The following is an 18,334-nucleotide window of genomic DNA, read 5'->3' as shown; positions in this document are numbered from 1 at the left end:
CCGCGGCCACGACCTCGGGCCCGCCGCCGCCGACGAACACCGCGTCCGGACGCGGCAGCCCCGCGAGCGCCGCGGGTGCCTCCCCGGCGACGACCCGCACGTCGACGCCGTGCGCGGCCGCGTTGGCGGCGATCCGCGCGACGTCGTCGGCCCGGCGCTCGACGGCGAGCGCGGCCGCGCCGAGCCGCGCGCACTCGACGGCGACCGAGCCCGAGCCCCCGCCGACGTCCCAGACGAGCGCGCCGGGCCGCGGGGCGAGCCGGGCCAGCGCGACGGCGCGGACCTCGGCTTTCGTCACCATGCCTGCCCGGTGCTCGAACGCGTCGTCGGGCAGCGCCCAGCCGCCGGGCGGCGGTGCCGGCTCACCGCCGGCGTACCAGCCGCGGGCGGGCACCGCTCCCGGGTCGCGCAGGCACAGCACCACGGTGAGCGGGTGCCACTCCCGGGAGGCGGCCTCCGCGGCCGGGAGGGTGGTCACGCGCTCCCCCGGCCCGCCCAGGTCCTCGGCGACGACGAGCGTGCGCGGCCAGCCCTCCAGCGCGGCCCCGATCTCGGCGGGACCGGCGCCGGGCGCGGTCAGCACGGCGGTGGCGGCACGCGCCCGGCAGACGTTGACGGCCGGTTCGAGCGCGCGGCCGTGCGCGCTGACCACCGCCACGTCGTCCCACGAGCGCCCGATCCGGGCGACCAGCTGCTGCACGCTCGACACCGCGGGCAGCACGGCCGGTTGGTGCCCGTGCTCGCGCAGCAGCCGCACGATGCCGAAGAACCCGGGGTCGCCGCTGGCCAGTACGACCGCCCGCCGCCCGCCGATGGCGTCGAGCGCGGGCGCGACGGGCCCGAGCACGATGCGCTCCGCCGCGTCCGGCAGGGGAACGCCGTCGAGGTGCCGCCGGGCACCCAGCACGACCTCGGCGCCGGCGAGCGCGTCGGCCGCGCCCGGCGGCAGCGGACCGCCGTCGATCCCCACCACAGTCAGCGTTGCGGAGCTGTACTGCTGTTCCGCAGGCCCGCCGGCAGCGGTACGGCTCCGAAGTGCTGTCACTTCGCCTGGCGGGCGGCGCGCAGCTCCGCTCGGGCCGCCCGGTCCGGTTTCCGGAACGTGTGGAAGTGGCCTGCGTGGTACAGGTGGCTCCGGGTGCCCTTCGCGCCCAGGGCCGCGCCCACCAGGAACAGCGTGTGCCGCCAGAGCTTGCGCTCCTTGCACACGGCCTCGACCTCGTCGAGGCGGCAGCGCAGCGTCAGCTCGTCGGGCCAGCTCGTGCGGTACGCGACGACCACCGGAGTGTCGTCGGGGTAGCCGCCCGCGCGCAGCTCCTCGACCAGCTGCGCGGTGCGGGCGGCGGACAGGAAGATCGCCATGGTGGTGCCGTGCCGCGCGAACTCGCGCAGCTTCTCCCGGGGCGGCATCGGCGTCTTGCCGCCCTCGAGCCGGGTGAGCACCACCGACTGCGCCACCTCGGGGATGGTCAGCTCACGGCCCGCCACGGCCGCAGCCGCGCCGAACGCCGAGACGCCGGGCACGATCTCGACGTCGAGCCCCATCTCCTCGGCCGCGTCGTACTGCTCCTGGACCGCGCCCCACAGCGCGGGGTCCCCGGAGTGCACGCGTGCGACCGCGAGCTTCTCGACGGCGGCGCGGCGGTAGAGGGCGAGCACGTCGTCGTGGGCGATCTTCGAGGAGTCGACGAGCTCGGCGTCGGCGCGCGCGTGCTCGGTGACGCACTCCTCGGTGACGAGGCTCGCCGCCCAGATCACGATGTCGGCCTCGGCGATGCGGCGCGCGCCCCGCAGTGTGATCAGATCGGCCGCACCCGGCCCGGCCCCGACGAACGACACTCTCCCGCGATCCACGCCGGACAGTCTGGGCTGCGCCACGCGACGGCGTCCATGCGCCCGACCGGAGTGCGAGAATCCGCACGCGACCACGACGGCACACATCGTGTGGTGGCCGCACACACCGCCGGCGCCGCGTGCCGTCCCTACGGGGTGTGTGCCGTCGGGACGGCGGCTGCCGCCACGAACCGCGCCACGGCCTCCGGAGCCCCGGCCGGGTGCGTGTGCAGGAACGACGCGTGCACCCCGCCCGCGACGAAGCCCTCCGGCTCGCCGCCGCGCCACGCCCACGCGGGCGCGGCGCCCGCACGGGGAGTGACCGCACACCGGTGGAACTCGTGGCCGGCCACCCGGGCGCCCGCGGCGAACATCGGCGAATCGGCGAGCGCGACGGCGTCGCGGTAGCCGAGCGTGAGCCGCGGGGTCATCGCGGCGCGGGCCGGGAGCACCCCACACAGGGGCGTCTCGTCGAGGGACTCGCACAGGTAGAGCAGCCCGCCGCACTCGGCGTGCACCGGCGCGCCGGACGCGGCGAGCTCGCGCACCGCGGCCCGCAGCGGCACGTTCGCCCCGAGCGCCGCGACGTGCTCCTCGGGGAACCCGCCGGGGAGCACCAGCGCGGCCGTGCCGTCGGGCAGGATCTCGTCCCGCAGCGGGTCGACGGTCACGACCTCCGCGCACGCCGCCGCCAGCAGCTCGGCGTGCTCGGCGTAGCCGAACGTGAACGCGGGCCCGCCGAAGACGGCGATCCGGGGCGCGCGGGCGTCCGGCACGGGCCCCACCTCGTCGGCGGGCGACCACACCGGACCCGGTGGCAGCGACTCGGCCAGCCCGACCACGGCGTCCAGGTCGACGTGCGCGGCCACCAGGTCCGCCATCGCGTCCACGGCCGCGGTTGCCGCGCTGCCGTGCTCAGCGGCCGTCACCAGCCCGAGGTGCCGCGACGGCACGGCCAGGGCGTCGCGCCGCGGGAGCGCGCCGAGCACCGGCAGGCCGGCCTCGTCCGCGGCGGCCCGCAGCACCGTCTCGTGCCGCTCGCTGCCGACCCGGTTGAGCACCACGCCCGCGATCCGGACGGAGGCGTCGAACGAGCGGAAGCCGTGCAGCAGCGCCGCGAGGCTGCGGGACTGGCCGCGGCAGTCGACGACGAGCACGACGGGCGCCCCGAGCAGTGCCGCGACCTGCGCGGTGGAGCCCGCGCCGTCGGCGAGCCTGCCGTCGAATAGGCCCATCACCCCCTCGACGACCGCCACCTCGGCGCCCGCGGCTCCGTGCCGGGCCAGCGGCGCGATGCGATCGGCGCCGACGAGCACCGGGTCGAGGTTGCGGCCGGGCCGGCCCGCGGCGAGCGTGTGGTAGCCCGGGTCGATGTAGTCCGGCCCGACCTTGAACGGCGCCACCGCCGTGCCACGCCGCCGCAGCGCCGCCATCAGCCCGGTCGCGACCGTCGTCTTCCCGCTGCCGGACGCGGGCGCAGCGACGACGAGCGCGCGGCTCACTGGTGGCCGAGCACCGGGTGCGGCACGTAGGCGGCCTCCAGCGCGGCGATCTCCTCGTCGGACAGCTCGACGTCCACGGCCGCGACCGCGTCCTCGACGTGCCCCGGCTTGGTGGCCCCGACGATCGGCGCGGTCACCGCGTCCTTGTGGAGCATCCACGCCAGCGCGACCTGGGCCAGCGGCAGTCCGCGGGCCTTCGCGACGTCGGCGACCGCGTGCACCACGGCGTCGTCGGACTCGGTGTACATCCGGTCGGCGATCGGGTCGCTGGACGAGCGCGTGGTGGTGCGCTGCTCGGGGACGCGGGCGAGCCGGCCGCGGGCGAGCGGGCTCCACGGGATCACGCCGATGCCCTGGTCGAGGCAGAGCGGGTGCATCTCCCGCTCCTCCTCCCGGTAGATCAGGTTGTAGTGGTCCTGCATCGCGACGAACCGCGTCCAGCCGCCGAGGTCGGCGGTGTGCTGCGCCTTGGCGAACTGCCACGCGTACATACTGGAGGCGCCGATGTAGCGGGCCTTACCGGCGCGCACGACGTCGTGCAGCGCCTCCATCGTCTCCTCGATCGGCGTGTTCGGGTCGAAGCGGTGGATCTGGTACAGGTCGACGTGGTCGGTGCCCAGCCGTTGCAGCGACTTGTCGATGCTCGCCAGGATGTGCTTGCGCGACAGGCCGCGGTCGTTCGGGCGGTCGCTCATCGGCTGGTAGACCTTGGTGGCGAGCACGTAGTCGTCGCGGTCGGCGAAGCACTCCCGCAGCAGCGTGCCCGTCACTTCCTCGCTCGCACCGAGCGAGTACATGTCGGCGGTGTCGAAGAAGATGATCCCGGCGTCCACGGCGCTGCGCACGAGCGGCCGGGAGGCGTCGAGGTCCAGCACCCATTCCCGCCAGCTCGGCGAGCCGTAGCTCATCATGCCGAGGCAGATCCGGGACACCTGAAGGCCGGTCGAGCCCAGTCGCGTGTAGTCCACGGAACGCGACCCTAGCCCCGGTCGGGGCCGCCGCGCTCACCACTCGATCCCGCGCTGCCCCTTCTGCCCGGCGTCCATCGGGTGCTTGACCTTCGTGGTCTCCATGACCAGGTCGGCGGCCTCGATCAGCTCGGGCGCGGCGTCCCGGCCGGTGATGATCACGTGCTGGCGGCCCGCCCGGGCGGCGAGCACCGCGACGACCTCGTGCACGTCCACCCACCCCCACTTGATCGGGTAGGTGAACTCGTCGAGCACGTACACGTCGTGGGCCTGCGCCTCGATGCGGCGCCGGATCTCCGCCCAGCCCTCGGCCGCGGCGGCGGCGTGGTCGTCCTCGGTGCCCTGCTTGCGGGTCCAGGACCAGCCCTCGCCCATCTTGTGCCACTCCACCGGCCCGCCCTCGCCGGTCTCGGCGTGCACCCGGCCGAGCGCGCGGAACGCGGCCTCCTCGCCGACCTTCCACTTCGCCGACTTCACGAACTGGAACACCCCGATCGACCAGCCCTGGTTCCAGCCGCGCAGCGCGAGCCCGAACGCGGCGGTCGACTTGCCCTTCATCTCGCCGGTGTGCACGACGACGAGCGGGCGGTTGCGGCGCTGGCGGGTGGTGAGCCCGTCGTCCGGAACCGTCGTGACCTGCCCCTGCGGCACGTTGTCTCCCTCCTCCGTCGGGTCGTGAGTGTCAGGCCGCGCGTGCGGCGTGGACGACACCGGCGACGGCGTCGGCGGACAGCTCGGCGAGCCCCACGCTCGGCGCCCCGGCGGCCGCGGCGACGCGAGCGGCGAGCCCGAGACGGACCGGTCCGCTCTCGCAGTCGACGACCACGGTCGCGACGCCGTCGGCGGCGAGCAGCCCGGCGGCGCGGCAGGCGTCGTGGACGGGATCGCCGCCGGACCGGGCCGCGACGGTGGCCCGCCCGTCGGTGAGCAGCACGAGCAGCGGACGGCGGCGCGGGTCGCGCAGCCGCTCGACGCGCAGCACCGCCCGGGCCCGCAGCAGCCCGTCGGCGAGCGGGGTGCGCCCGCCGGTGCGCATCCCGGCCAGCCGGGCCTGCGCGGCCGGGACGCTGGAGGTCGGCGGCAGCACGAGCTCCGCTCCGCCGGCGCGGAACGTCACGAGCCCGACCTTGTCGCGCCGCTGGTAGGCGTCGCGCAGCAGCGACAGCACGGCGCCGCTGACGGCCGCCATCCTGGTCCGCGCGGCCATGGAGCCGGACGCGTCCACGGCGAACAGCACCAGGTTGCCCTCGCGGCCCTCCCGCTCCGCGCGGCGCAGGTCGTCGCGGCGCAGCAGCAGCCCGGCGCCCGCGCGGCCACGGCTGCGCTGGTGCGGGGCGGCCGCCGCGATGGTGGCGGGCAGGTGCACGTCGGACACGCGCCGCGGCGCCGCCCCGGACGCCCGCACCACCCGGCCGGACTCGGTGCGCGCCCGCGACCTGCGGCCGGGTGCGCCCTCGCCGATCCCGGGCACCTGAAGCAACCGGGCCCGGAACGGTGCCGACGCGGGCGGCGCGGCCTGCGGTCGGCCGTCCCCACCCGGTCGGGCCTCCTCCGACGGGCCGTCCGACGATCCCGTTCCCTGGTCGAGCGGACCGTCCGCCGGGTCGGGGGACCCGCCCGGGCCCCCGCCGTCCCCGCCGCCGTCCGGGTCGTCGTCCGGGTCGTCGTCCGGGTCGTCGTCCGGGTCGTCGTCCGGGTCGTCGTACGGCGGCTCCTGCTCCGCCGCCTCCCGCAGGGCGTCGTCGAGGTCCTGCTCGTCCATCCCCGGCTCGTCGAACGGGTCGCGGCGGCGCCGGTGCGGCAGCGCGAGCCGGGCCGCGACGCGCACGTCCTCCTCGGTGACGGCGTCCACGCCGCGCCACGCGGCGTGCGCGACGGCGGCGCGGGCGATCACCAGGTCGGCGCGCATGCCGTCGACGTCGAACGCCGCGCAGACCGCGGCGATCCGCCGCAGCTCCGCGTCCGGCAGCACGACGGCGGCGAGCCGCGCCTGCGCCGCAGCGATCCGCTCCGCCGTCCCGGCCTCGGCGTCCTGCCAGGCCGCCGCGAACCCGGCCGGGTCGGCCTCGAAGGCCAGCCGGCGCCGCACCACCTCCACGCGCGTGTCGACCTCGCGCGCGGCGCGCACCTCGACGGTGAGCCCGAACCGGTCGAGCAGCTGCGGCCGCAGCTCGCCCTCTTCCGGGTTCATCGTCCCGACGAGCAGGAACCGGGCCGCGTGCGACACCGACACCCCGTCGCGCTCGACGTGCGCCCGGCCCATCGCGGCGGCGTCGAGCAGCAGGTCGACGAGGTGGTCGTGCAGCAGGTTCACCTCGTCGACGTAGAGCACGCCGCGGTGGGCGTCGGCGAGCAGCCCCGGCTGGTAGGCGCGCACGCCCTCGGCCAGCGCGCGTTCCAGGTCGAGCGAGCCGACGAGCCGGTCCTCGGTGGCGCCCACCGGAAGCTCGACGAGCTGCGCGGCGCGCGGCTCGGCCGGCCCGCTCTCGACGTGCGGACCGTCGGGGCAGTCGGGGTCGGGAGCGGCGGGGTCGCAGGCGAACCGGCAGCCGGGCACCACCGACAGCGCCGGGAGCAGCGCCGCGAGCGCCCGGACCGCCGTGGACTTCGCGGTGCCCTTCTCCCCGCGGACCAGCACCCCGCCCACCCCCGGGTGCACGGCGTTGAGCAGCAGCGCGAGGCGCAGGTCGTCGTGCCCGACGACCGCGGAGAACGGGAACGTGGACGTGGTCATCGCGGCGAGCATGCCAGAACGGAGGTGATGTGCGGGAGATCGGCGGGCGCACCGTGACTGATGACATGTTCAAGTGCGTGCGTGTCGAGGTGGGACTCGACGAGGTCGCCGAGCAGGTCGAGCTGAGCGACCCGTTCCGCCGCGAAGGAGGTGTCGGGCGCCGCGACGAACCCCGTGCGCCCGGCCTGCTCGGCGACCCGGTGCAACAGCGCGCGGCGGAAGCCGTCGTTCTCCAGCAGCCCGTGCCAGTGCGTGCCGAGCACGGCGCCCGCGTCGGAGCCCTCCCCCACCAGCAGCTCCCGGTCGCCCGAGCGCGTCACGCGGCCGTGGTGGATCTCGTAGCCCTGCACGGGCTCGCCCCACGCCGTGCCCGTCGGGTTACCCAGGTGCTTGTCGGCATCGAACTCGATCTCGAGGTCGAGCAGGCCCAGCCCGTCGGCATCCCCGCCCTCCACGCCGTGCGGGTCGGCGATCCGGCGCCCGAGTATCTGGTAGCCGCCGCAGATCCCGAGCACCGGGCGCCCGGCGCGGGCGTGCTCGAGCACGGCCTCGGCGAGCCCGGTGCGCCGCAGCCAGGCGAGGTCGGCCACGGTCGACTTGGAGCCGGGCAGCACCACGAGGTCGGCGTCGGCCAGCCGGGACGCCTCGGTGACGTAGCGGACCGCCACGCCCGGCTCGCAGGCCAGTGCCTCGGCGTCGGTCGCGTTGGAGATCCGTGGCAGCCGCACCACCGCCACCCGCAGCCACTGCGACCCGTGCGGCGGGGCCGGCCGCCCGAGCACGCCGTCGGCCACGGCGGAGAGCGAGTCCTCGGCGTCGAGCCACAGGCGCTCCGCCCACGGCACCACCCCGAGCGTCGGGCGGCCGGTGAGCGCGCGCAGCTGGTCGAGGCCCGGCGCGAGGATCGCCGGGTCGCCGCGGAACTTGTTGATCACGAAGCCGGCGATGCGGGCCTGGTCGGCGGTGTCCAGCACGGCGACGGTGCCGAACAGGTGCGCGAGCACCCCGCCGCGGTCGATGTCCCCCACGACGACGACCGGTAGATCGGCGGCCTGGGCGAGCCCCATGTTCGCGATGTCGCCGGCCCGCAGGTTGATCTCGGCGGGCGAGCCGGCGCCCTCGCAGACCACCACGTCGAACCGGGAGCGCAGGTCGGCCAGTGTCGCGGTGACGACATCGAGCAGCGCCGCCTTGCGCCCCTGGTACGACCGCGCGCTGACGGTGCCGTCCACCCGCCCGCGCACCACGACCTGGGAACTGCGGTCGCTGCCCGGCTTGAGCAGCACGGGGTTGAAGTCGACGCTCGGGGCCAGCCCGCAGGCGTGCGCCTGCATCGCCTGCGCGCGGCCGATCTCGCCGCCGTCGGCGGTGACCACCGAGTTGTTGGACATGTTCTGCGCCTTGAACGGCGCCACCTTCACGCCGCGGCGTGCGAGCCATCGGCAGATCCCGGCGACCAGGGCGCTCTTGCCCGCGTCCGACGTCGTGCCCGCCACCAGCAGTGCGCCCCTCACCGCGCCAGTATCGCGGCAGTAGCCTGGGGCCGTGCGGTTCCTCCTCCGGCCCGGCTGGCTCGCCCTCATCGCGGTGGTCGTCGGCTTCGTCGTCGCCTGCTACACGCTGCTCGCGCCGTGGCAGTTCGGTCGGGAGGCCCAGCGCGACGCCCAGCAGCAGGCCATCGACGCCTCGTACGCCAACCCGCCCGTGCCGCTCGGCGAGCTCGTGGCGCCGGGGACCGGGGTGGGCCCGGACGTCGTCTGGCGGCAGGTGACCGTCACGGGCGAGTACCTGCCCGACGCCGAGGCGCTGGTCCGCCTGCGGGTGATGGAGGGCAAGCCGGCGTTCGAAGTGCTCACCCCGTTCCGCACCGACGACGGCAGGCTCGTCACGGTCAACCGCGGCTACGTCACCTCGCCGAGCGGAAGCATCGTGCCCGAGTTCGCGGCGCCACCGGAGGGCCGCGTCACGCTGACCGCGCGGCTGCGCACGAACGAGACCGACCCGCAGGCCCGCGCGCCGTTCGAGGCCGACGGCCACCGCCAGCTCTACGCCGCCGACTCCCGCACCCTCGCCGCCGCCACCGGCCTCGCGCTCGAACCCGGTTACCTGCAGCTCAACCCCGACCAGCCCGGCGTCCTCACCCCGCTCCCGGTGGAGCCGAACACCGGCGGGGCACCGTTCACGAACTTCTCCTACGCGCTGCAGTGGCTCACATTCGGGGCGATCGCGCTCTTCGCGCTCGCCTACTTCGTGCGCCTGGAGCTGCTGCAGCGGCGGAAGGGCACCGACCGCAAGGCCGAGAAGGCGGCGCTGCGGCGAGCCCTGGCGGGCGAGGACGGGGAGCCGGGCGCGCCGGACGAGACCCCGGCCGGCGAGACGCCCCTCGCCGACCGCTACGGCCGCCGCTGACGCCCACGCCCGACCCCGCCGCCGTCGTTGCAGCAAAGCCACTTTCACGCAACCACGTGGCATGAAAGTGGCTTTGCTGCAATCCGGGACCACGCGGTCGCTGCTACGCGATCTCCCGGATGTCCTTGTCCTTGCCCTCGCTCGATGCCAGCAGCGCGACACCGGTGACCGCCGACAGTGCGACCCAGGCGACCCCGACCATCCAGAGCGATCCGCCCGCCACCAGCACCAGCCCCGTCGCGAGCATCGGCGTGAACCCGGCCCCGAGCGTCGCGGCGCTCTGGTAGCCGATGGAGGTACCGCTGTAGCGGATGCGCGTCGGGTAGAGCTCGGCGGCGAAGGCGCCGTACGGGCCCGCCGTGAACCCCTGGATGACGCTCAACCCGAGGAACAGCGCCAGGAACAGCGCCCAGACCTGCCCGGACTCGAGCAGGAACAGGATCGGGAAGGCCAGGGCGATCGCGGCCGCCGTGCCGCCGAGCATCACCCGCCTGCGGCCGATCCGGTCGCTCAACCGGGCGGCCACGATGATCATGAGGATCGTGCCGACGCCGGCCAGCGCCTTGACGTTGAGCACGGCGGTCGGGTCGAGCGTCGCCTGCTGCACCGCGTAGGAGATCGCCCACGCCCCCATCAGGCCCTGCGCCGCCTGCGGGGCGATCGCGGCGCCCACGGAGATCAGGAAGCTGCGCGGGTAGCGGGTGAGCACCTCCACGGCGGGCGCCTTGCGCGGGTGCGGCTGCGCCGCCAGCTCGGTGAACACGGCCGACTCGGCCACCTTCAGCCGGATCACCAGCCCGACTGCCACGAGCACCGCGCTGAGCACGAACGGGATCCGCCAGCCCCAGGCCAGGAAGTCCTCGCGGGGCAGTGTGGACGCCGCGCTCAGCACCAGCGTCGCGATGATGGTGCCGGCCGGCGCGCCCATGTAGGCGAACGACGCGGCGAACCCGCGGCTCTCCTTCTTCGCCCGCTCGAACGCCAGCAGCGTGGCGCCACCCCACTCGCCGCCCACGGCGATGCCCTGCAGGACACGCAGGGCCACCAGCAGCAGCGGTGCGGCCACGCCGATCTGCGCGGGCGTCGGCAGCAGGCCGATGAGCACGCTCACCGAGCCCATCAGCACGAGCGTGACGACGAGCATCGCCTTGCGGCCCAGCCGGTCGCCGAGGTGACCGAAGATCAGGCCGCCCAGCGGGCGGGCGAGGTAGCCGGCGGCCAGAGTCCCGAACGACAGCATCAGGGCGACGCCCTCGCCGACGCCGGTGAAGAACACCTCGCCGAACACGATGCTCGCCGCGGTGGCGTAGAGGATGAAGTCGTAGTACTCGATCGCCGTCCCGAGGAAGCTGGAGGCGAGGATCCGGCGCATCTCGCGGGGGTCGGTACCCGCGGCGCCGGGCGCTGTGGCGGGGGCGGGCTTCGCGCTGGTCATCGGAGGACCTCCCCGGCGATCGCGGCAGGCGCCGTGGCGAACGGGATGACGTCGAGGTCGTCGGGGACGTACAGCGGGCCGCCGAACGTTTCGCAGGCGGCGAACCACGACGCGTGTGGCGCGTCGGCGGGCACGAGGTGGTGCAGGGCCAGCGCCCGGGCGCCCGCCCGCTCGGCGATCGCGCCGGCCTGCCGCGCGGTCGTGTGCGCGCGGCGGTGGTGGTCCATCGTCGCGTTCAGCATCGCGGTGTCCGTGTAGCGCCGGGCGATCAGGTCCAGGTCGATCACCTCGTGCAGCAGCAGGTCGGTGCCGCCGGCCAGCCGCTCGAGGTTCGCGCACGGGGCCGTGTCGCCGGAGACGGTGACCGAACCGTAGGGCGTGTCGAAGCGGAACGCGAAGGCCGGCGCCATCGGCGGGTGCGCCACCAGCGTGGCGGTCACCTCCACGTCGTCGTCCCGGTACACGTCGAACGGCTCCATCTCCGGGGCGACCTCGCCGTTCGGGTTGAACCCGATGCCGGCCGGCAGTGCGATGTCGTGCACGTCGAAGTGGTCCGACGGCGGCCGGGTGAGCGAGTCGAACACGCGGTCGTTGATGTCGGTGGCGTACGCCGCACAGAGCTGCTGGACCAGGTCGACCGTGCCGGGCGTCGGGTTCGCCGGCGCCACGGGCCGCGGAGTCGTCGTGGCGTGCGCCGACACCGGCGGCAGCGCTCCGCGGCCGCCGGGCCCGTGGACGGCGATGGGCGGCAGGGCGGGGTCCTTGCGCTCGAACTGCCCGAACAGCAGCAACGACGGCAGGTCCACCACGTGGTCGGAGTGCAGGTGGGTGAGGAACAGCCCGCGCACCTGGTCCATCCGCAGCCCGGCGCGGGCCAGCTGGCGGCCGGTGCCCTGCCCGCAGTCCACCAGGTACACCGCGTCGCCGACGACGACGGCGGTGCTGATCCCGCTGCGCGAGGTCCCGTCCGGGCGGTCCCACCACCGCGGGCCGCCCGCGGTCCCCAGCGTCACCACGTGTGGGAGCGGTGTTGTCCGATCGGTCGCTGTCGGGTCGGTCATGGCACTCCTTCGTGTCACAGCGTTGCGGACAACGGTGCGGCCGCTCACTTCACATGTAAAACTGCTTCTTCTCGGTTAAGACCTAAGCTGCGCTTATGAAGGACGTCACGCTGCGGCAGCTCGAGTACTTCGTGGCGGTCGCCGAGGAGCAGTCGATCACCCGCGCGGCGATGAAGTGCCACGTGACGCAGGCCGCGATCAGCCAGGCGATGAAGGAGCTGGAGGCCGTCCTCGGCGTCCAGCTCGCGATCCGCCGCAAGTCGAAAGGCGTGCACCTGACCCCGACCGGTCGCGCGGTCGCCACCCGCAGCCGCAGCCTGCTGGGCGAGGTGCGGCACCTCGTGAGCACTGCCGACGAGGCCGCGGAGTCGGCCTCGGGGACCTACACCGTCGGCTGCTTCACCACGCTCTCGCCGGTGGTACTCCCCGAGGTGGCCGAGTTCCTCGCGCGGACATACCCGAAGGTGCGGCTGGAGATCGTCGAGGGCTCCGGACCGGAGATCCAGGAACGGATGCTGCGCGGACAGATCGACCTGTGCTTCCTCTACGAGGCCCAGAAGCACTCCGAGGTGAGCACCGTGCTGCTGCGGCAACGGCGCTACCGCGTGGCCCTCGGCGCCGACCACCCCCTCGCCGCACAGGACGCGGTGACCGTCGCGGACCTCGAGCCCCACCCCTGCGCCCTGCTGAACGTCGAGCCCGCGACCTACCTCAACGAGGCCATGCTGCGCCGCTTCGGGGTGGCCCCGAACGTCGTCTACCGCAGTGCCAGCGTTCTCACGATCCGCGCGATCGTCGGACGCGGGCTGGCCTGGGGGCTGCTCATGGAGGAGGTCCCGGCCAGCCACGAAGGCCGACCGCTGCGGTTCCTGCCGATCGTCGACGACCTCGGCACCAACTCGGTGCTCGCGGCGCTCCCGAAGGGGGTGCGCCCGACGACGCTGACGACAGCACTGATCGCCCACTGCCGCACGGCCCTGACCCGCTGACACCCACCGCGCGAACGGCACTTTCGATCAATAGGTTTGAGCGACACTGCCGTTCGCGCGAGGGAAGGCGGCGACGAGCACGGCGACGACGGCTGCGGCCCGGCCCACCTGGCGGGACAGCCTCGCCGCCTGCCGCAGGTCGTCCGGGCCGGGGGCCGGCCCCGTACCCAGCGCCGGGCGCTCCTCCACCGCGTGCTTGTAGACCGTGCGCCCGCCCAGCCGCACGCCCAGCGCGCCCGCCGCGGCGGCCTCGACGGGCCCGGCGTTCGGGCTCGGGTGCGCCCCGGCGTCCCGGCGCCACGCGGCCAGCGCGGCACGCGGCGAGCCCCCGACGGCGGGCGCGAGCGCAGCGAACAGGAGCGCGGCCGCCCGCGCGGGCAGCAGGTTGGCCAGGTCGTCGAGCCGCGCGGCGGCCCAGCCGAACCGCGCGTACTGCGCCGACCGGTGGCCGACCATCGCGTCGAGGGTGTTGACAGCGCGGTAGCCCAGCAGCCCCGGCACGCCCGCGACCGCACCCCACAGCAGCGGCGCCACGACCGCGTCCGAGGTGTTCTCGGCCATCGACTCGGTGCCGGCGCGCGCGATGCCGGCGGCGTCCACCGCCGCGGGATCGCGACCGCACAGCGACGGCAGGCGGTGGCGCGCGGCGGCCAGGTCCCCGTCGGCCAGCTCGCCGGCGAGGGCGGCCCCGTGCCGGGCGAGCGAGGTCCCACCGAGGACGGCCCAGGTCGCGGCGGCCGTCACGCCTGCCTCGGCCATCGGGTTCTGCCGGGCGACGCGGCCGGCGACCGCCCCCAGTCCCACGGCGCCGCCGACGAGCACGGCGGTGTGGAGGAGGCCCGCGCCCCGCCGGTCGGCGTACCAGCGCCGCTCCAGTGCGGCGGCCACCCGTCCGAACCCGGCCACCGGGTGCCCGCGGGACGGGTCGCCGAGCACCGCGTCGGCGGCCACTCCCAGCAGCAGCCCGGCGGGCCGGGCCCATGCGCGCGATCTCACCCCGGGAACGCTACGGTGCGCCGCGCGACCGGCCGGGGGACGGGGGATCATCGAGGCCATGCGCAGCGACCTCGACCCCGCCGAGCTCGGCCCCCGGGCGTTCTACAAGCTGCTGACGGCGGTGGTCGTGCCCCGCCCGATCGCGTGGGTGTCCACCCGGTCGGCCGAGGGCGTGGACAACCTCGCCCCGCACTCGTTCTTCACCGTCTCCTGCGTGGATCCGCCGATGGTCCAGTTCACGAGCGTGGGGGTGAAGGACTCGCTGCGCAACGTCCTCGCCACCGGCGAGTTCGTGGTGTGCCTGGCGTGCGAGCCGCTGTTCGAGCAGGTCAACGCCACCGGCACGAACTTCCCGGCCGGCGTCAGCGAGTTCTCCGCCGTCGGACTGACCGCCGAGCCGAGCGCGCTCGTCGCCCCGCCCCGGGTGGCCGAGTCGCCGGTGGCGCTGGAGTGCACGCTGCACCGAGCCCTGGAGTTGGGCGACTCCACCGTCGTGATCGGCCGGGTGGTGCACGCCGCGGTCTCCCCCGACGTGGTCGACGGCGACATCCGCCGGGGCGGGCTCCCGTCGATCGACAAGCTCCGCCCGCTCGCCCGGCTCGGGCGCAACGAGTGGTCCACGATCGGCGAGGTCCTCGACATCACCCGGATCCCGCACGACCAATGGCCGGGTCACTATTCGCCGCCGACCGCCTGACCAAGGCGCAGCCCGTACACCCGGCGGGCCTCGCTGGCGATCCCGTGCAGCGAGCACGGCCAGAGCGCGCCGGAGCCGTTGGCGGTGCGGCAGGCCGAGCAGCGACCCGTCCGGTCCGACACGTGCGCGGCCAGCAGCCGCCGCCAGACCTCCGGCATTCCCGCCATCATCTGGGCCATCGGCAGGGCAGCCGCCTCTTGTGCATTGCTCACGGCCGGTTCAACCCGGCCGCCGGTCGCGGATTGCGGGCGGGGGGGCCGCTGCGCGGTGAGTGGCCGCTGCCCTGCGCCGATCCGCGCAGCGTCACCCGAACCGGTTCACGGGCGCTCGTGCGAGTCCGCTCGGCGCACCAGCCGCCGGCCCAGCGACACTCCCCGATGGCGCCCGCGCCCACACCGGGACCCCACACCGAAGCCCTCCCCCGCCCCGGCTACAGCGTGAACTCGCCGCTCGGCGTCGCGTCCGGGTCGGCGCGCAGCTCGCCCTCCCGTCCGCGCAGCTCGACCCGCCGGATCTTGCCCGAGATCGTCTTGGGCAGCTCGAAGAACTCGAGGCGGCGGATCCGCTTGTACGGGGCGAGGTGGTCGCGGGCGAACTCGAGGATCGACCGGGCGGTCTCCTCGGTCGGCTCGTGGCCGCCGGCCAGCGCGACGTACGCCTTCGGCACGGCGAGCCGCAGCGGGTCCGGCGACGGGACGACGGCCGCCTCCGCTACCGCCGGGTGCTCGATGAGCACGCTCTCCAGCTCGAAGGGGCTGATCCGGTAGTCGGATGCCTTGAACACGTCGTCGGCGCGGCCGACGTAGGTGATGTAGCCGTCCTCGTCGCGGGAGCCGACGTCGCCGGTGTGGTAGTAGCCGCCCGCCATCGCCTCGGCGTTGCGCTCCGGGTCGCCCGCGTACCCGACCATCAGCCCGACCGGGCGGCGGGAGAGGTCGATGCAGATCTCGCCCTCGTCGGCGGGCTGCCCGGTGGTGGGATCGACGAGCTCGATCGGATAGCCCGGGATCGGCCGCCCCATCGAACCGGGCTTGACCGCCTGCCCGGGCGGGTTGCCGATCTGCACGGTCGTCTCGGTCTGGCCGAACCCGTCGCGGATCCGCAGACCCCAGGCCTTCTCGACCTGCTCGATCACCTCGGGGTTGAGCGGCTCCCCCGCCCCGACCACCTTCGCCGGCGGGTTCTGCAGGCTCGACAGGTCGGCCTGGATGAGCATCCGCCACACCGTGGGCGGGGCGCAGAAGCTTGTGACGCCGCAGCGGCCGAGCACCTCGAGCAGCGACTGCGCGTCGAACTTCGTGTAGTTGAGCACCAGGACGGTGGCCTCGGCGATCCACGGCGTGAACACGTTGCTCCACGCGTGCTTGGCCCACCCGGGCAAGGAGATGTTGAGGTGGACATCGCCGGGCTGCAGCCCGATCCAGTACATCGTCGACAGGTGCCCCACCGGGTACGACGCGTGCGTGTGCTCCACCAGCTTCGGCTTCGCCGTGGTGCCGGAGGTGAAGTAGAGCAGCAGCGTGTCGGATCCGCGGGTGACGCCGTCGGGCGTGAACTCCGCGGCGGCCGCGTCGGCGTCGGCGTAGTCGAGCCACCCCTGCGGCGCGCCCCGCACGGCGATGCGCGTGTAGTCGCCCTCGACGTCGGCGAACTTGCCCGCGTCGGTCCCGCCCACCACGACGTGCTTCGCCCCGCCGCGGTCGAGCCGGTCGCGCAGGTCGGCGGCGGTGAGCAGGGTGGTGGCCGGGATGACGACGGCGCCCAGCTTCAGGGCGGCCAGCAGCGTCTCCCACAGCTCGACCTGGTTGCCGAGCATGAGGATGATCCGGTCGCCGCGGGCCACCCCCTGCTCTCGCAGCCAGTTCGCCACCTTGCTCGACCGCTCCGAGAGCTGCCGGAACGTCCAGTGCGCGTCGCTGCCGTCGGCTTCGACGATCCACAACGCCTTCGCCGCGCCGCGCTCGGGGTCGGCCGCGACGGCGTCGAAATGGTCGAGCGCCCAGTTGAACTCGTCGATCTCCGGCCAGCGGAAGTCGCGGTAGGCCGTCTCGTAGTCCTCGCGGTGCGTCACCAGGAACTCGCGCGCCGCGTAGAAGGCCGCCGCGGAGGACGATGCTGCCGGTCGGTTCATGACCTCACCTCGGGAGTAGCCGCTCTGCCGATCCGGACCCTAGTCAGCCGGTCCCTCACGGTTCACCTCCGATCGGAGACCGTCACATCCGCACGCGCGGTTCGCCCGTCCATTCGGACAGCTCGCCCATGGGACGGGACCCGATCCCCCGGACGCGCCGCCCGCTGCGGCGGGCACGCCTCCCCACCGCGCCTACGGTGGCCCGGTGAACGACCCCAGCCGGAGGCACCGCTTCGCCGCGACCACGTTCCTCGCCTGCCTGCTGCTCGCCGGCTGCGGCACCGCCACCGAGCCGGCTACGAGCGGCCCCTCCGCGGCCCAGGCCGGGCCGACGTCGGCGCAGGCCGCCGCCGAGGTCGAGCTGCCATGGCCCGCCACGGGCGCGGCAGAGGCCGCGGCGCTGCAGGCCGAGGTCGACAGCGGGAAGCAGCCGTGGCTGCTCGACCCGTCCGAGGTCGCCATCTCCTACGCCGCCGCGGCGCACGACTGGACCGGGGCCGAGGCGTATCCGGGGCCGGACGGCACCAGCATCGACGTCCGCAATGCCGACGGCGAGCGGCTCACGCTCACCCTCGCCCAGCCCGGGCGCACCGGCGACGATGGGATCTGGGTCGTCACCGCGGAACACCCCGCCTGACCTCGGATTCCGACTACCGGAAGTGATCGAACAGTACCGGAATGTGAGCTGCTCACTTGTTCGGGTGAACCCGCCCGTCAAGTGCAGCGTTCCGGCCCCCGGCGGCGATGAGCTCCATGACGCCGACGCACGAGCGACGGCCTTTGCACCGCCAGGGGGCGACGACGATGACCAGCGACTCCGTCCAACAGGACATGTTCACCGTGCTGCACGGGCAGCCCGCTCCGGTGGTGACGCGGTGGAGCTACACCGCCGACGACCCGTTCGCGATCTCCCTCGCCGTCCGGACCAGCGCGGACCGCTGGGTCGAGTGGCTCGTCGCCCGTGACCTCGTCGTCGAGTCGCTCTCCTGCGCCACGGGCGAGGGCGACGTCCGGATGCGCCCGCGGGAGGTGCAGGGCTACGACATCGTCGAGATCGAGATCCGGTCGACCGACGGCCGGGCCGTGCTCGAGGTCGACCGCGACCTGCTGCGGCAATTCATCGAGATGACCGTTGGGGTGGTCGCGCTCGGTGACGAGTCCGCGCAGGTGAACCTGGACGAGGAGATCGCCCGGATCACGCAGAGCTGCGCCGAGTAGGACCTCTGCACGCACGGAACGACACCTCCGTCCCGCCGGGACGGAAGCGCCGCTCGTGCGTACCGGGTGCTAGGGCGCGTCTGGCGGACCGTGGATCGCGCTCTCGGCGCCCAGATCGCCCCTGGCGGCGTTGTCGGCCCGACCGGGTACGCCAGGTACGACGGCTCGGGCCTCCGCCTTGCCAGGAACGACCTGGATCACCGAGCCCATCGACCCAGATCCACCAGACGCGCCCTAGGTGGCTGGTGTCTTTCGCGTGGCGGTCGCCCTGCTGGGCGGCGCGCCGCGGGAGGATCTCGGGGTGACGTTGGGGCGCGCTGATCGTCAGGTCGATCTGTTCGACGACGCGGCCGGGTTCTGC

17 protein-coding genes are annotated in these 18,334 nt (G+C 74.6%); 5 read left to right on the top strand and 12 right to left on the bottom strand.

The features are described 5' to 3' along the window. From cbiE to KME75_RS29580, 7 genes are all read right to left on the bottom strand, one after another. A partial coding sequence (gene cbiE, locus KME75_RS29610; protein ID WP_308283212.1) for a precorrin-6y C5,15-methyltransferase (decarboxylating) subunit CbiE occupies positions 1–970 on the bottom strand: 970 nt, incomplete at its 3' end. 71 nt (positions 971–1,041) lie between these two features. Continuing rightward, entirely contained in the window at positions 1,042–1,854 is an 813-nt protein-coding gene (gene cobM / locus KME75_RS29605) for a precorrin-4 C(11)-methyltransferase (protein ID WP_308283211.1), read from the bottom strand. A 128-nt stretch (positions 1,855–1,982) separates the two neighbouring features. Next, positions 1,983–3,335 carry a cobyrinic acid a,c-diamide synthase CobB gene (locus KME75_RS29600; protein ID WP_219418182.1) on the bottom strand — a complete coding sequence of 451 codons (1,353 nt, stop codon included), beginning with the start codon at positions 3,333–3,335 and terminating at the stop codon, positions 1,983–1,985. Next, positions 3,332–4,303: an aldo/keto reductase gene (locus KME75_RS29595; RefSeq protein WP_219418181.1), complete on the bottom strand. Its 972-nt coding sequence runs from the start codon at positions 4,301–4,303 to the stop codon at positions 3,332–3,334. The genes KME75_RS29600 and KME75_RS29595 overlap by 4 nt, the downstream gene beginning before the upstream one ends. Positions 4,304–4,339: 36 nt before the next feature. Further along, positions 4,340–4,954 (bottom strand): cob(I)yrinic acid a,c-diamide adenosyltransferase, encoded by a 615-nt coding sequence (gene cobO, locus KME75_RS29590; RefSeq protein WP_219418180.1) that lies wholly within the window; start codon positions 4,952–4,954, stop codon positions 4,340–4,342. 31 nt (positions 4,955–4,985) lie between these two features. After that, positions 4,986–7,037: a putative cobaltochelatase gene (locus tag KME75_RS29585; RefSeq protein ID WP_219418179.1), complete on the bottom strand. Its 2,052-nt coding sequence runs from the start codon at positions 7,035–7,037 to the stop codon at positions 4,986–4,988. Next, entirely contained in the window at positions 7,034–8,551 is a 1,518-nt protein-coding gene (locus tag KME75_RS29580; RefSeq protein ID WP_308283210.1) for a cobyric acid synthase, read from the bottom strand. The genes KME75_RS29585 and KME75_RS29580 overlap by 4 nt, the downstream gene beginning before the upstream one ends. 31 nt (positions 8,552–8,582) lie before the next feature. On the opposite strand from KME75_RS29580, the gene KME75_RS29575 reads away from it, so the two are divergent. Continuing rightward, positions 8,583–9,446 carry an SURF1 family cytochrome oxidase biogenesis protein gene (locus KME75_RS29575; RefSeq protein ID WP_219418177.1) on the top strand — a complete coding sequence of 288 codons (864 nt, stop codon included), beginning with the start codon at positions 8,583–8,585 and terminating at the stop codon, positions 9,444–9,446. A 103-nt stretch (positions 9,447–9,549) separates the two neighbouring features. On the opposite strand, the gene KME75_RS29570 is transcribed toward KME75_RS29575, so the two are convergent. Together KME75_RS29570 and KME75_RS29565 are read right to left on the bottom strand one after the other, a co-directional pair. Further along, positions 9,550–10,881 (bottom strand): MFS transporter, encoded by a 1,332-nt coding sequence (locus KME75_RS29570; protein WP_219418176.1) that lies wholly within the window; start codon positions 10,879–10,881, stop codon positions 9,550–9,552. Continuing rightward, positions 10,878–11,942, bottom strand: a complete 1,065-nt coding sequence (locus tag KME75_RS29565; RefSeq protein ID WP_219418175.1) for an MBL fold metallo-hydrolase — start codon at positions 11,940–11,942, stop codon at positions 10,878–10,880. The genes KME75_RS29570 and KME75_RS29565 overlap by 4 nt, the downstream gene beginning before the upstream one ends. Positions 11,943–12,037: 95 nt before the next feature. On the opposite strand from KME75_RS29565, the gene KME75_RS29560 reads away from it, so the two are divergent. Further along, positions 12,038–12,931 carry a LysR family transcriptional regulator gene (locus KME75_RS29560; protein ID WP_219418174.1) on the top strand — a complete coding sequence of 298 codons (894 nt, stop codon included), beginning with the start codon at positions 12,038–12,040 and terminating at the stop codon, positions 12,929–12,931. Positions 12,932–12,958: 27 nt separating this feature from the next. Here KME75_RS29560 and KME75_RS29555 read toward each other — a convergent pair whose 3' ends face one another. Continuing rightward, on the bottom strand, positions 12,959–13,927 hold the full coding sequence (locus KME75_RS29555; protein ID WP_308283209.1) for a cobalamin biosynthesis protein: 969 nt from the start codon (positions 13,925–13,927) through the stop codon (positions 12,959–12,961). Positions 13,928–13,985: 58 nt separating this feature from the next. Between KME75_RS29555 and KME75_RS29550 the strand changes: the two genes are divergently transcribed. Then, positions 13,986–14,624, top strand: a complete 639-nt coding sequence (locus KME75_RS29550) for a flavin reductase family protein (protein WP_219418173.1) — start codon at positions 13,986–13,988, stop codon at positions 14,622–14,624. Here KME75_RS29550 and KME75_RS29545 read toward each other — a convergent pair. Together KME75_RS29545 and KME75_RS29540 are read right to left on the bottom strand one after the other, a co-directional pair. After that, entirely contained in the window at positions 14,603–14,836 is a 234-nt protein-coding gene (locus KME75_RS29545) for a hypothetical protein (protein WP_219418172.1), read from the bottom strand. The two genes, KME75_RS29550 and KME75_RS29545, sit on opposite strands and share 22 nt — an antisense overlap. Before the next feature lie 218 nt (positions 14,837–15,054). Continuing rightward, entirely contained in the window at positions 15,055–16,755 is a 1,701-nt protein-coding gene (locus KME75_RS29540) for an AMP-binding protein (RefSeq protein ID WP_219418171.1), read from the bottom strand. Between the two features lie 205 nt (positions 16,756–16,960). On the opposite strand from KME75_RS29540, the gene KME75_RS29535 reads away from it, so the two are divergent. Both KME75_RS29535 and KME75_RS29530 read left to right on the top strand, forming a co-directional pair. Then, positions 16,961–17,392, top strand: coding sequence for a hypothetical protein (locus KME75_RS29535; protein WP_219418170.1), 432 nt, complete (start codon positions 16,961–16,963; stop codon positions 17,390–17,392). 167 nt (positions 17,393–17,559) lie between these two features. Then, on the top strand, positions 17,560–17,973 hold the full coding sequence (locus KME75_RS29530) for an SsgA family sporulation/cell division regulator (protein WP_219418169.1): 414 nt from the start codon (positions 17,560–17,562) through the stop codon (positions 17,971–17,973). The last annotated feature ends 361 nt before the right edge of the window (positions 17,974–18,334 follow it).

Source organism: Pseudonocardia nigra (assembly GCF_019396355.1).
Classification (GTDB): Bacteria; Actinomycetota; Actinomycetes; order Mycobacteriales; family Pseudonocardiaceae; genus Pseudonocardia; species Pseudonocardia nigra.
Note: the sequence above shows the minus strand (reverse complement) of the source record. Positions and strands in the feature narration are given on the sequence as shown.